The following is a 13,579-nucleotide window of genomic DNA, read 5'->3' as shown; positions in this document are numbered from 1 at the left end:
ACCGGATGATCATCCTGTTTTTTGGAGACGACACAATGACCGTACCCCTGAATGCGCCTGCAACGGCAAAACCGCTCGCTTCGCCTGTCGTCGAGTTGCGGCAGTACACGCTGAAGCCGGGCCGGCGCGAGACGCTGATCGACATCTTCGACAGTCGGTTCATCGAAGGCCAGGAACACGCCGGCATGACCATCATCGGACAGTTCCGCGACCTCGACCGCCCCGACATATTCGTCTGGCTGCGCGGCTTCGAGGGCATGGAAGCGCGGAAGCAGGCGCTCACCGCCTTCTATGACGGGCCGGTGTGGACGGCGCACCGCGACGCCGCCAATGAGACGATGATCGATTCCGACGATGTGCTGCTCTTGAAGCCGGCATGGCCAGGCGCCGGCTTCGATCTGTCAGGCGCGCAGCGAGGCGCCATGCCGCCGGATGGAAAGCTGAGCGCAGACAATCGCTTGACCGCTATCGTTGCCATCCAGATTCATCATCTGCGGTCTGGCTCCGAAGCCGATTTCGCCGGCAATTTCGAAACGGATGCCGTTCCGGTCCTTATCGGCGTCGGCGGACGGTTGCTTGGCGCCTTCATCACCGAGCACGCCGAAAACAGCTTTCCCCGCCTGCCGGTGCGCTTGAGCGAAAACGTCTTTATTGCGGTGACGGGTTTCAACAGTCCCGAGGCGCATGCCAGTTACGAAGCCGCAGTTGCCGCTTCGCCCCAATGGCAAGCGGCCGATGTGACCTGGCGGACCGAAACCTTGCGCCTGACGCCGACGTCGCAGTCGCTGCTGCGGTAACCGGATCGGCACGCGGCCAACCGAAGTTCATACTGAGCGATAGGCCGGCGGCTTGACCGCCCTCGCCGATCGGCATTGCCTTCGTGACGCGGGCAACAGCGAGAGCATTCGATGCGACTTGGCCTTCAATGAGACTTTCTGGCAAACGAGCATTGGTGACCGGCGGCTCGGACGGCATCGGCCTGGCGATATCGGAAGCTTTCTTGCGCGAGGGCGCCGACGTGCTGATCGTCGGTCGCGACACCAGCAAGCTCGAGACCGCCCGCGAGACCCTTGCGGCGGAGGGCAACGTCGGCACCCAGTCGGCCGATCTCTCGACCTCTTCCGGCATCGATGCCGTGGTCGATCGCGCGAAAGCAACCGGCCCACTCGACATCCTCGTCAACAATGCCGGCGTCGCCTATCTGGTGCCGTTCGAGACCGTCACCGAGCACCTCTTCCAGCAATCCTTCGCGCTCAATGTGACGGCGGCGTTCTTCCTTACCCAGCGGCTGCTGCCGCATCTCGGCGCCAACGCCTCCGTCATCAACATCTCGTCCTACTTCGCCGACAAGATGATCCCGAAGCGGCCGTCGAGCCTGTATTCCTTGTCCAAGGGCGCGCTGAATTCGCTGACCAAGTCGCTGGCCTTCGAGCTTGGTCCGCGCGGCATCAGGGTCAATGCGATTGCGCCCGGCACGGTCGACACCGCCATGCGGCGCAAGTCGATCGACAACCTGCCGGCGGCAGCGCAAGCCGAGCTGAAAACCTATGTCGAGCGCAGCTACCCGCTCGGCCGCATCGGCCAGACCAGCGATCTTGCCGGCATCGCCGTCTATCTCGCCAGCGATGAGGCGGCGTGGACCAGCGGCGGCATTTTCGCGATCGATGGCGGGTATACGGCGGGGTGACCGTTTGGACGGCCCTCGGCCTCGAACAAGCGGAGCACTTGACCAAACTTCCGATACCGCGTCTGTCTGCAGATTGAGCAATGCTTCAGACATTCGTGGTGCCATGCCGTCTATCGATCCACTGATCCTCTTCTACACAACGTTCTTCAGCAAACCCGTCGATATCGCGTCGATACAGTGCGAAATGCCCGGGCGGTGGACACTGGACAAACGACGGATTTCCGAGGCCGCGGCAGTCGTCTTCCATATTCCGAACTTTCGCGAAGTTGGCGATGCCTACAAATACCCTGGTCAATATTGGGTCGCCTGGTCGATGGAATGCGGCCAAAACTACAAGCGACTTGCCGACCCCAAAATCATGCGGCACTTCGATATCATCATGACGCATGAATCCCGGTCCGATGTCTGGGTACCCTACCTTCCGCGTGCGGTGTGGTGGAAAGATGCGCTGGCCAGACCAATCGTGCCGAAAACGGAAGAAGCGCCGGTCGCACTCTTCCAGTCGGCCGGCCTGAATTATAGCGGCCGTGTCGATCTGGCGAACGAACTGGCGCGCCACATGAAGATCGATTCTTATGGCCGATATCGCAACAACCGATCGGTCTCTGGCCCCGATCTGGGCTCGAAGACCAAGATCGAAACCATTGCGCGGCACAAATTCTGCCTGGCCATGGAGAACTCGATCGAGGCCGACTATGTCACCGAGAAAATCTATGACGCGTTCATGGCCGGCACGGTGCCGATCTACCTTGGCGCTCCCAATGTGGACGAGTTCGTTCCGGAGCACTCCTTTATTGACGCCAGTGCCTTCGCCAGCGCCAGCGATCTTGCAGCCTATCTCCAGCGCCTGATAGCAACGCCGCAAGACTACGAGGCTTATTTCGACTGGCGCTCAAAGCCATTGCCCGACAATCTCGTCAAACGGGTGCAATCATTGGAAACACCCGCGTTCTGCAGACTGATGAGCGTCGTGCGCCAGCGTCTGGAGGCGCGGACAAGCAAGCCTTCCGGACGGCGAACACTTCCGTTCGGCTATAGATCCTATCTCAGGACAAAGCTGCGCCGTTGGAGGAAAAAGGTTCCGAGCTGACGGTCCGCGATCAGGCGCGCTTTCAGCAAAATACGGAGAACAAAGAGCGTCTCTTGCGACGTCGAGACGGCTTCGACCTTGCCGCCATGCATCTTGGAGATCTCCGAGGCTATGTGGAGGCGCTCCCAGGGTGGACTTGAAATTCTCGGTTTCGCGATCCGAAGCTCGATCCGGATGCGATGCCGGATTTTGGTCGGGAAACTGAACAGAAGGACAAGTGCATAAGCTACCTCATCGCTGCTGTTGCCAGTGAGACGCCGGCACGGATGGTAGTTTGTGTGGCAGCGTCGCTCGTAGGTAGAGTAGGTAGACATGAATTGCGCATTGCTGATCCTGGGGGAAGTTTGCGTAGAGCAATCCGCCAGCTCGACATGATCTTATCGAGCTAAATCCGCAAGTTTCCGTCCACTTCATGGGATCAAGCCGCACTGAGGAGCAATTTCCTTCACACGAAAGTGGAGGGTGCAGGATCCCGAAGGGCGGCGCTACCGCTTCAACCGATTTACTGCCTGCCGGCCGCAATCTCTGCTTGAAGGCCATTGTGCAACGCGATACGCCGTTGCCGAATTCGATCGTCGGAGAGACAAGTGACCGCTGCCAGGACCAGAACCGAAACCGACACGTTCGGCCCCATCGAGGTTGCCGCTGACCGTTACTGGGGCGCGCAGGCGCAGCGTTCCCTCGGCAATTTCAGGATAGGCTGGGAAAAGCAGCCGGCCTCGATCGTGCGTGCGCTCGGCATCGTCAAGCGAGCGGCGGCGGAAGCCAATATGGAGTTGAAGCGGCTCGATCCGGCAGTCGGCAAGGCGATCATCGAGGCGGCGCAAGAGGTGATCGACGGCAAGCTGAACGATCATTTCCCGCTGGTCGTCTGGCAGACCGGCTCGGGCACGCAGTCCAACATGAACGCCAACGAGGTGATCTCCAACCGGGCGATCGAACTTCTGGGCGGCGTCATGGGCTCGAAGAAGCCGGTGCACCCTAACGACCACGTCAATATGAGCCAGTCGTCGAACGACACCTACCCGACAGCCATGCACATCGCGTGCGCCGAGCGCATCGTGCACGATCTGCTGCCGGCGCTGAAGCATCTGCACGCTGCGCTCGAGGTCAAGACGAAGGCCTTCGCCCACATCATCAAGATCGGCCGCACCCATACGCAGGACGCGACACCCCTCACGCTGGGTCAGGAATTTTCCGGCTACGCCGCGCAGGTGGCCTCTTCGATCAAGCGCATCGAGATGACGCTGCCCGGCCTGCAGGAACTGGCGCAGGGCGGCACCGCCGTCGGCACCGGCCTCAACGCGCCGGTCGGCTTTGCGGAAAAGGTGGCGGCGCGCATCGCCGAAATCACCGGCATTGCCTTCGTCACCGCGCCGAACAAGTTCGAGGCGCTCGCCGCGCACGATTCCATGGTGTTCTCGCATGGCGCCATCAACGCGGCGGCCGCCGCCATCTTCAAGATCGCCAACGACATCCGCTTCCTCGGCTCCGGCCCGCGCTCGGGCCTCGGCGAACTGTCGCTGCCGGAAAACGAGCCGGGTTCCTCGATCATGCCGGGCAAGGTCAACCCGACCCAATGCGAGGCTCTGACGCAGGTCTGCGTGCAGGTGTTCGGCAACAACGCCTCGCTGACCTTCGCCGGTAGCCAGGGCCATTTCGAGCTCAACGTCTACAACCCGCTGATGGCCTACAACTTCCTGCAGTCGGTGCAGTTGTTGGCCGACGCCTCGATCTCCTTCACCGACAATTGCGTCGTCGGCATCGAGGCTCGCGAAGACAACATCAAAGCCGCGCTCGACCGCTCGCTGATGCTGGTGACCGCGCTGGCGCCGACGATCGGGTACGACAATGCCGCCAAGATCGCCAAGACCGCGCACAAGAAGGGCACCACCTTGCGCGAGGAAGCGCTGGCCACTGGGCTGGTCAGCGAGGCAGACTACGACCGGCTGGTGCGGCCGGAGGACATGACGCATCCGGGTTAAGCGATTCCAGGGAAAGTGCCTTGCGTTTCCTCGGGAAGCGCGCAGCCCTCTTCTTGGGGGATTGCGTCAACTAGAAATCCGAATTTTGTGGCGGGACAATTTGCTCCCGCCGCTGCTGGCCGCGACAAGAATTTTGCGTCGGTCGAACGATCCCGAAATGTACGTCCTGTGAACAATGTGTCGCCGGACTGGCGGCTTTGGTGAACAGTCGGCTTGGTCTATCTGACGGGACATCAACCCTTTTCGGAGAGCCACCATGTCCATCAACACTTCCGCTGCCGGCGCCGGCATCGCGTCCAACAGCTCCACCACCATCCTTCTCGGCCGCATCCTGCTCGCCGCCATCTTCCTGCTTTCCGGCTTCGGCAAGCTCACCGCCATTTCGGGCACCGCCGGCTATTTCGGCGCCATGGGCCTGCCGGTGCCGACCATAACGGCCATTGTCGTCGGCCTGATCGAATTGCTCGGCGGCCTTGCCGTGCTCGTTGGCTTTCAGACCCGCATCGCCGCCTGGGTGCTCGCGGTCTTCACCATCGCCTCGGCCTTTGTCGCCCATACCGGCTGGGCCGACCAGAACCAGATGATCCATTTCCTGAAGAACGTCGCCATCACTGGCGGTTTCCTGCTGCTGGCTTCCTCGGGCCCTGGCGCCTACTCGATCGACGCCAAGCGCGGCTGAGCTTTCCCTTCCCAAGCCTGAAAAAAGCGGCGTGGAATTTTCCACGCCGCTTTTTCGTTGTCTGCCCAAGCGCGCGCCCGTCCCATCCCTGCTAGGATCGGTCTCGAAACAGCCGGCGGACAGACAACGGAGATGACCATGCCCCGCGATGCTTTGCTTCTGATTTCCCGGCTGCTGCTCGCCGCCCTGCTCGTTCCCTCCGGCTACAACGCGCTCGCCGACATTGCCGGGACGACCGGCTATTTCGCAGGCCTCGGCATGCCATTGCCGACGCTTGCCGCCTGGGGCACCGGGCTGTTCGAGTTGATTGCCGGTCTCTTGATACTGGTCGGCTTTCAGACGCCGGTCGTTGCGATACTTCTTGCCGCTTTCTGCATCGTTGCAGGCTCCATCGGCCACTACGGCCAGGGCGGCGATGACCCGATGCTCACCTTCCTGCACCAGCAGATGCTGATGAAGGACATTGCCATCGCCGGTGGATTCCTGGCGCTAGCCATGGCCGGCGCCGGGGCCTGGTCGATCGACGGGCGCCGCGCCGCGGTCTGATATCGTCAAATATCGTCCCGGTTGAACCATCGACGCCCGTGCCAGGTCGCCCCCCCACTCCGTCTCGGCTTCGCCGAGCCACCCCCCATCGACGGGGTATAGGAAGGGCGCGAGCCTATTGCCGCCAACGCTTTCCAACGAGGCTCCCTTCCTTTCCCTCCGGAGGGGGAAGGTGGCGGTGCGAAGCAGCGACGGATTGAGGAAGCCGGTCCTCGAACGCGAGGCCGACGACGACATGGTTTTGCTGTCAGGCCGCGCCTACTTCACCGACACGCTCTGCCCACCCTCGACCGCCAGCACCAGCCGGCGGTTGGTGATCCGCGCCAGTTGCGCCAGCCGTCCGGCCGGGCGTTCGCCGTAAAGATCGGAAAGTGAGGCCGGTAGCACCAGCGCCAACGTGCCATTGCCGCGGTTTTCCCATTTCAGCCGCGGCATGACGCCGGGCATGGCCGCAGTCAGCAGATAGACGACGCGCAGCACCGCCGCCAGGATGCGGGCTCGCTCGAGATAGCGCGGCGTCGCCAGGCCGCGGATTTCCGGCGCCGCATCGTTGAACACGCCTTCGTGGCGGAACAGGCCGACCAGCGCCAGGAAGGCACGGCCGGGGTGATCGACGCCAATGAAGGAGGCGTGGGCAATGATGTTGAGCGACTGCTTGCCGCGATATTCCGGGTGTGCGCGCCAGCCTATATCGGCCAGCAGACAGGCAGCGTGGCGATAGCGCGCCTCATCCTCCGTCTCGTCGATGCCGAAGGCGGCAAAGGTCTTGTCCGTCCATTCGACAAGCTCATGCGCATGGGTGACCGAGCGCGACCGCAGCCGCGCTAGTTCCTCCGAAGCGGAGACCAGCGGATCGGCCTTCTGCTCGGCAGGGTCGAGCAGCGAATAGAGAAAGCCTTCGCGCACTCCCAATGCCGAGACGATGATCTTCGACGGCTGCATCGCCGCCATGATCTCCTGCAGCACGACCGCGCCATAGGGCAGCAGCGAACGGCGGTTCTTCGACACGCCTTCGATGCCCTTGACCTTCTCGATCTCGCCTTTCGCCACCTGCTTCAGGAAATTGGCGGCGCTGTCGACACCGATCTCATAGTGGTGCATGACGCCAAGCGGGTAGTTGGTCATTTCCATGTGCAGCCGGGCAAGGTTTCGCCAGGTGCCGCCAACGGCGTAGAAGGGCCGTCCCTGCCCGCCCTTCAACATTTTGGCGCGCGCCAGTTCGTCGCGGGTGATCTTTGCCGCCTGGGCGAGCGAATTCCTGGCCATGTCCTGCAGCCGCAGGCCACCCAGCGGCAGCGTGATGCCGTCGCCGATCGCCTCGCCATTGATGTCAATAAGCTCCAGGCTGCCGCCGCCAAGATCGCCGGCAATGCCATTGGCGGGGTGGAAGCCCGAAATGACGCCAAGCGCCGAATAATGCGCCTCCTGCCGGCCAGTGAGCACGCGGATCTCGGTCTTGAGCACATCCTGGGCGCGGTGGATGAAATCGGGGCCGTTGATCGCTTCGCGGGCCGCGGCCGTTGCCAGCACAAACATGTGCTCCGCACCCGCCTGGTCGGAGAGCGCGCGGAAACGGCGGAACTCCTCCATCGAGCGCGTCACCGCCTCCGGGTCGAGCTTGCCGGTCGAAACGATGCCGCGGCCGAGGCCGGCCAGCATCTTTTCGTTGAACAGCAAGGTCGGCGAGCGCGCCAACCCTTCATAGACGACAAGGCGGATCGAGTTCGAGCCGATGTCGATAATGGACAGCGGCCGGCGATCCTGCAGCCGGCCTTGGGACGTTGAAATCATCAGCCGGTGTTCTTCTTGCGACGCTTGAACTGCGCGATGCGCTTGGGCGCATGCGACTTCAGCGCGTCACCCCGTCCCGACAGGCTCGGATTGGTCATGAAATATTCCTGCGCGTTGAACGGTTCCTCACCCTCCTCCAGCACGACGCGCCGGGAGGTTCCGTCAGCCAATACGTCGAAACTTTGCTGGTTGTCCATGATGTTGCCCAGCATGATCTGGCCAAGGATCTGTTCATGCACCGTCGGATTGGTGATCGGCACCATGGTCTCGACACGGCGGTCGAGATTGCGTGGCATCAAGTCGGCCGAGGCGATGTAGACGATCGCCTCGTCCGACGGCAGGCCATGGCCGTTGCCGAAGCAATAGATGCGGCTGTGTTCGAGGAAGCGGCCGACGATCGACTTGACCCTGATGTTTTCCGACAGGCCGGGCACCTGCGGCCGCAGGCAGCAGATGCCGCGCACGACGAGATCGATCTCGACGCCGGCACGGCTGGCGTCATAGAGCGCGTCGATGATGTTGGGATCGACGAGCGCGTTCATCTTCATCCAGATGCGCGCCGGACGGCCAGCCAGCGCGTGGGCGACCTCGTCGGCAATGTGCTTGAGGATACGGCTGCGCAGCGTAAACGGCGAGATGGCGATCCGCATCTCATCGGTCGGCTCGGCATAGCCGGTGATGAAGTTGAACAGCTGGGCGACATCGCGCGCGATCGTCGGATCGGTGGTGAAGAAGGACAGGTCGGTGTAAATGCGCGCTGTCACCGGATGGTAGTTGCCGGTGCCGAGATGCACATAGTTACGCAGCTTGCCGTCCTCGCGCCGCACCACCAGCGACATTTTCGCATGGGTTTTGAGTTCAAGGAAGCCGAACACGACCTGGACGCCGGCGCGTTCGAGGTCGCGCGCCCAGCGGATGTTGGCTTCCTCGTCGAAGCGCGCCTTGAGCTCGACCAGGGCGGTTACCGACTTGCCGGCCTCGGCCGCGTCGACCAAGGCGCGCACGATCGGGCTGTCGTTGGAGGTGCGGTAGAGCGTCTGCTTGATCGCCACCACCTCCGGGTCGGCCATCGCCTGGCGCAGGAATTGGACCACCACGTCAAAGGATTCATAGGGGTGGTGGACGACGATGTCCTTCTCGCGAATGGCCGCGAAACAGTCGCCGCCATGCTCGCGGATGCGCTCGGGAAAGCGTGGATTGTAGGGGGTGAACTTCAGGTCGTCGCGTGGCACGGCGACGATCTCGGAAATCTGGCTGAGCGCCAGCGGGCCGGTCAGAACGCTGATGCGGCTCGAAGAGACGCCAAGCTCGCCGGCGACGAACTCGCGCAATTCGCCGGGCATCGACTTGTCGAATTCGATGCGGATGACCGAACCGCGGCGGCGCCGCTTCAGCGCCGTCTCGAACAGGCGCACGAGATCTTCCGACTCTTCCTCGACCTCGATATCGCTGTCCCGGATGATGCGGAAGGTGCCGGAACCCTTGACCTCATAGCCGGGGAACAGCTTGCCGATATAGAGGCCGACAGCCTCCTCCAACGGAATGAAGCGAACGTGCTGCTTGCGGTCGGGCAGGCGGATGAAGCGCTTCAGCGCCACCGGCAGGCGCAGAAGCGCGCTCATCTCCTCGCCATTCTTGCGGTGGCGCAATTGCAGCGCCATCGAGAAGCCGAGATTGGGAATGAACGGAAACGGATGCGCCGGGTCGATCGACAGTGGAGTCAGGACCGGGAAGACCTGGTCCTGGAAATGGTCTTCCAGCCAGACTTTCTCATCCTTGGTCAGTGCATCGCGGGTGATGCTCTCAATGCCTTCCTTGTTGAGCAGCAGCATCAGCGCCGAAAGGCTGTTCTGCTGGTCCTCCTGCAGCCGCTCGACCTCGCGCAGCAATTGTTCCAGCTGCTGCTCCGGCGTGCGGCCGTCGGGGCTCTTGAGCGCAATGCCTTCGCGCACCTGGCCGGCAAGGCCGGCGACGCGGACCATGAAGAATTCGTCGAGATTGGCGGCTGAAATCGACAGGAAACGGACGCGTTCGAGCAGCGGATGGTGCTGGTTCTGGGATTCCTCGAGCACACGCCGGTTGAACTGCAGCCAGGAGAACTCACGGTTGACGAACCGATCGGGGTTGCCGCCCTCGGGGCTCGCCACCTCGACATTGATGAATTCGCTCTGCACCGGCTTCAGTTCGTTCATGGTTCCTGCTCTTCCCCGCCAACCGTCCCTTGGAGCGCCGCTGGACGTGCCATGCCTCTAACACGCTTTTGTGACGCATGGCCCTTCGGCGAAAACCATTCCGATTTCAGGGACATGCACTTAACCGGCTCACCGTATCCTCTGACAGGCTTTTGCGACAGTTTCATTTCATCGATCTTGCAAACAGGCCTGTTATGTTCCAGATGCTTTTCGACGAGATCAAGGAGACGACGATGGCAGGCGGTTCCATTCCCCACTTCCAGAACGATGCGGGCCATCCGGCAATCGACATCGGCGTCAAGGAATTCATGTGCACCGGCGCCAACCCGCCCTTCGACCATCCACACGTGTTCCTCGACATGGGCGACGACAATGAAAAGGTCTGCCCCTATTGCTCGACGCTCTACCGCTATTCGGCGAAGCTGAGGGCGACGGAAACGCTGCCGGCCGGTTGCCTTTATATCGACCAGGCCGCCTGATCCTTCCGCGACAAGCCCGATGGAAGACATCAGGTCCCGGCAGGTCATAATCGCCGGGGCCGGCATCGCCGGGCTGACCGCTGCCCTTGCCTTCGCCGGACGGGGTTATCCGGTAAAGCTGATCGAACAGGCACAGCACCTAGAAGCGGCCGGCGCCGGCATCCAGCTTTCGCCCAACGCAACACGCATTCTTGGAAAACTCGGCGTGCTCGACCGACTGCTGCCCGCAGCGTTGCGGCCGGAAGCGGTCGTGCTCAAGGACGCCGGGACGCTGCGCGAACTGGCGCGGGTACCGCTTGGGCAAGCCGCCGAAGCGCGCTGGCAGGCGCCTTATCTCGTCGCTCACCGCGCCGATCTGCAGGCAGCGCTGCTGGCGCAAATGGCCGAACGGCCGGAGATTGAGCTCATCACCGGCGCCCGCGTGACCGGCACCGTCAAAGACGCGCAATATGTCGCCGTGACCGCCGAAGTGGACGGCCGCGAGATCGAGGCACGCGGCAAACTGCTGGTCGGCGCCGACGGCGTCTGGTCGGCAGTCAGGGCGCAACTCGCAGGCGAGGACTTCGTCAAAAGCCGTTTTTCGGGCGAACTCGCCTGGCGAGTCACGATCGCGGCCGACGGTGCGGCCGGAGAAGCCTTTGTCGCGATCGGCGCCGCCGACTGCGTCACCACGTTCCTGCATCCTGGCTTCCACATGGTCGCCTACCCCGTCAGCAAAGGCCGGGCCTTCAATCTCGCCGCCTTCACCAAGGGTGAGCGCATAGCCGAAGGTTGGTCGGGCCATGCCGATCCCGCGATCCTCACGGCTGCCCTGCGCGGCACCGCGCCGGGCCTGACGAAGCTTGTGGCACTGGCCGGCCCATGGACGGCCTTTCCGATCCACACCGTCGAACAGAAGCGGTGGACGAGCCCGCAGGGCATCGCGCTGATCGGCGACGCCGCGCACGCGATGACGCCGTTTGCCGCGCAGGGCGCGGCAATGGCGATCGAGGATGCCATCACGCTTGCCGACGCTATCGCCGATTTCCCTGGCGATCTGCCCAGAAGTTTTCAAATCTGGGAAAATCTTCGGCGGCCGCGTGTCGCCAAGGCCGCGCGTCGTGGGGCCGTAAACCGCCTCGCCTGGCATGCTGCCGGCCCGGTGGCGATCGCCCGCAATCTGTTCCTGGCCATGCGCTCGCCCGACAAGCTCGCCGCCGACCTCGACTGGCTCTATGGATGGCGAGCGGACGCTCGGCAGTCTAGATCGTCGACTTAGCGATCCTTCCCACCCCCTCTGTCCTGCCGGACATCTCCCCCGCAAGGGGGGAGATTGGATGTCGCCGTCGCCTTCGCCAAAATCGCCGGCGTTGCAGCAGGAGCGCCGCGGGCAAACGGCTGCTCTCCCCCCTTGCGGGGGCGATGGCCGGCAGGCCAGAGGGGGGTGCTGTCCCGCTGACTTCAAAAGATCCAACACTGTCGCGGTGCGATGAAGGACTGCTAGTTATAAAACCGCATCGACAAGCCCAGCGAGGCCGGCAGCGGGTTCCACCAGCCGGTGCGCAGGCCGGCGGTGCGCAGGCCGGCGGCTGTCCAGGTGTTACAGCCGACAAGCGCGTTGAAATGGCCGTTCGCCTCGAAGAAGCGGTCGAAGCTGGAATAGGCGGCGTTCTCGATGACGACCGGACCATGCGGCCCTTGCTGGAAACTCGCGTCGATATAGTCGAGCAGCGCTGCAAAACGTTCCTCATCGATGTCGAAACCGGTGACAGCAGGGTGCGGCTCGGCGATGGCCCCGGCGATATCGACATGCATGACCGAGGCGTCCAGTGTCAGCGCCTTGAGGACGGGCACTGCTTTCAGCTGCGACCAGCTCGGCGTCTCCAGATAGAAGGCCCGGCCGCCCCAGCCAAAGACGATGTAGCGCACTTCCGGGGCGTCGACAGGGATGCCGGCAGCGACCAGGAAATGGAAGCGCCGGCGCACTTCGTCATCGACGGGAATGGCGATGTCGGTGTGGATCGGATTCTCCAGCACCAGAATATGGCGCGTGCCCTCACCCGCCGCTGACGCGGGCCACAGCGGACGCGGCACCAGCGTGCCGAGCGTGGCAGCGAGCGCGACCACGATAATCAGCATGGCCACGAAACGCAGGGCTTTTCTCATGCGGCGGCGGCTTTGTGTTTCAATGGAGAAGATCAACCCCGACCCCAGATAGCAAAAGAGCCCGGCCGCATTACGGCCGGGCTCTTTTGGTTCGCATGAAAATGCTCAGTGCAGGATCTGCGACAGAAACAGCTTCGTGCGCTCGTGGCGCGGATGGTCGAAGAACTCGGCCGGCGTGTTCTGTTCGACGATCTGGCCCTGATCCATGAAGATCACCCGGTTGGCGACTTTGCGGGCAAAGCCCATTTCGTGAGTGACGCACAGCATGGTCATGCCTTCCTCGGCCAGGCCCACCATCGTCTCCAGCACTTCCTTGATCATTTCGGGATCGAGCGCCGAGGTCGGCTCATCGAACAGCATGATGCGCGGGTTCATGCACAGCGAACGCGCTATCGCCACGCGCTGCTGCTGGCCGCCCGACAGCTGGCCCGGATATTTGTTGGCCTGTTCGGGGATCTTGACGCGCTTGAGGAAGTGCATGGCGATTTCCTCGGCCTGCTTCTTCGGCGTCTTGCGCACCCAGATCGGTGCCAATGTGCAGTTCTCCAGGATGGTCAGATGCGGAAACAGGTTGAAGTGCTGGAACACCATGCCGACCTCGCGGCGCACCTCGTCGATCTTCTTGAGATCGTTGGTGAGTTCCTTGCCGTCGACGATGATCTTGCCCTTCTGGTGCTCTTCCAGCCGGTTGATGCAGCGGATCATGGTCGACTTGCCCGAGCCCGAAGGACCGCAGATGACGATGCGCTCGCCGCGCATCACCTTGAGGTTGATGTCCTTCAGCACATGGAACTCGCCATACCATTTGTGCATGCCGATGATGTCGATTGCGACATCGGTGGTCGAAATGTGCATCTTCTTGGCATCGACCTTGATCTCTTCGGCGCTGACGGCGTTTTCTATGACCATGGCAGGTTCCCCTTTTTGTTCTGTCTTTTAGCTATGATGCATGTCGTTGTCCCAAAACCGCTAAACACTTTTGGGC

The 13,579-nt window shown here is 62.5% G+C and carries 12 protein-coding genes; 8 read left to right on the top strand and 4 right to left on the bottom strand.

Translation table 11 applies throughout. The features are described 5' to 3' along the window. Nucleotides 1-35 precede the first annotated feature (35 nt). The 6 genes from NKI96_RS28080 (at nt 36) to NKI96_RS28055 (ending at nt 5,987) form a co-directional block, all read left to right on the top strand. Nucleotides 36-797, top strand: a complete 762-nt coding sequence (locus tag NKI96_RS28080; RefSeq protein WP_352790309.1) for an NIPSNAP family protein — start codon at nt 36-38, stop codon at nt 795-797. A gap of 128 nt (nt 798-925) precedes the next feature. Next, nucleotides 926-1,687 carry an SDR family oxidoreductase gene (locus NKI96_RS28075; protein ID WP_031246519.1) on the top strand — a complete coding sequence of 254 codons (762 nt, stop codon included), beginning with the start codon at nt 926-928 and terminating at the stop codon, nt 1,685-1,687. Between the two features lie 4 nt (nt 1,688-1,691). Continuing rightward, complete coding sequence (locus NKI96_RS28070; RefSeq protein ID WP_245262757.1) at nt 1,692-2,777, top strand: glycosyltransferase family 10 domain-containing protein; 1,086 nt, start codon at nt 1,692-1,694, stop codon at nt 2,775-2,777. 587 nt (nt 2,778-3,364) lie between these two features. Then, the gene (gene fumC / locus NKI96_RS28065; RefSeq protein WP_352807216.1) at nt 3,365-4,762 is read left to right on the top strand and encodes a class II fumarate hydratase; all 1,398 of its coding nucleotides are present in this window, start codon (nt 3,365-3,367) and stop codon (nt 4,760-4,762) included. Nucleotides 4,763-5,018: 256 nt separating this feature from the next. Beyond that, the gene (locus tag NKI96_RS28060) at nt 5,019-5,441 is read left to right on the top strand and encodes a DoxX family protein (protein ID WP_023671490.1); all 423 of its coding nucleotides are present in this window, start codon (nt 5,019-5,021) and stop codon (nt 5,439-5,441) included. Nucleotides 5,442-5,579: 138 nt separating this feature from the next. Continuing rightward, the gene (locus NKI96_RS28055; RefSeq protein WP_352807213.1) at nt 5,580-5,987 is read left to right on the top strand and encodes a DoxX family protein; all 408 of its coding nucleotides are present in this window, start codon (nt 5,580-5,582) and stop codon (nt 5,985-5,987) included. Between the two features lie 258 nt (nt 5,988-6,245). On the opposite strand, the gene ppx is transcribed toward NKI96_RS28055, so the two are convergent. Together ppx and NKI96_RS28045 are read right to left on the bottom strand one after the other, a co-directional pair. Beyond that, complete coding sequence (gene ppx / locus NKI96_RS28050) at nt 6,246-7,778, bottom strand: exopolyphosphatase (protein ID WP_352807211.1); 1,533 nt, start codon at nt 7,776-7,778, stop codon at nt 6,246-6,248. Further along, nucleotides 7,778-9,970: an RNA degradosome polyphosphate kinase gene (locus NKI96_RS28045; protein ID WP_023689905.1), complete on the bottom strand. Its 2,193-nt coding sequence runs from the start codon at nt 9,968-9,970 to the stop codon at nt 7,778-7,780. The genes ppx and NKI96_RS28045 overlap by 1 nt, the downstream gene beginning before the upstream one ends. 233 nt (nt 9,971-10,203) lie before the next feature. On the opposite strand from NKI96_RS28045, the gene NKI96_RS28040 reads away from it, so the two are divergent. Further along, nucleotides 10,204-10,449, top strand: coding sequence for a zinc-finger domain-containing protein (locus NKI96_RS28040; RefSeq protein ID WP_023705697.1), 246 nt, complete (start codon nt 10,204-10,206; stop codon nt 10,447-10,449). Nucleotides 10,450-10,468: 19 nt separating this feature from the next. Then, a complete protein-coding gene (locus NKI96_RS28035) occupies nt 10,469-11,707 on the top strand; it encodes an FAD-dependent monooxygenase (RefSeq protein ID WP_352807208.1) in 1,239 nt (412 codons plus the stop codon). 221 nt (nt 11,708-11,928) lie between these two features. Here NKI96_RS28035 and NKI96_RS28030 read toward each other — a convergent pair whose 3' ends face one another. Together NKI96_RS28030 and NKI96_RS28025 are read right to left on the bottom strand one after the other, a co-directional pair. Beyond that, the gene (locus tag NKI96_RS28030) at nt 11,929-12,594 is read right to left on the bottom strand and encodes a TIGR02117 family protein (protein ID WP_023727880.1); all 666 of its coding nucleotides are present in this window, start codon (nt 12,592-12,594) and stop codon (nt 11,929-11,931) included. A 105-nt stretch (nt 12,595-12,699) separates the two neighbouring features. Continuing rightward, nucleotides 12,700-13,503, bottom strand: a complete 804-nt coding sequence (locus NKI96_RS28025) for an amino acid ABC transporter ATP-binding protein (protein WP_023671483.1) — start codon at nt 13,501-13,503, stop codon at nt 12,700-12,702. Nucleotides 13,504-13,579 lie beyond the last annotated feature (76 nt).

Source organism: Mesorhizobium sp. M0292 (genome assembly GCF_040321695.1).
Classification (GTDB): Bacteria; Pseudomonadota; Alphaproteobacteria; order Rhizobiales; family Rhizobiaceae; genus Mesorhizobium.
The sequence above is the reverse complement of the archived record's forward strand: the minus strand, read 5'-3'. Positions and strand labels throughout refer to the sequence as shown.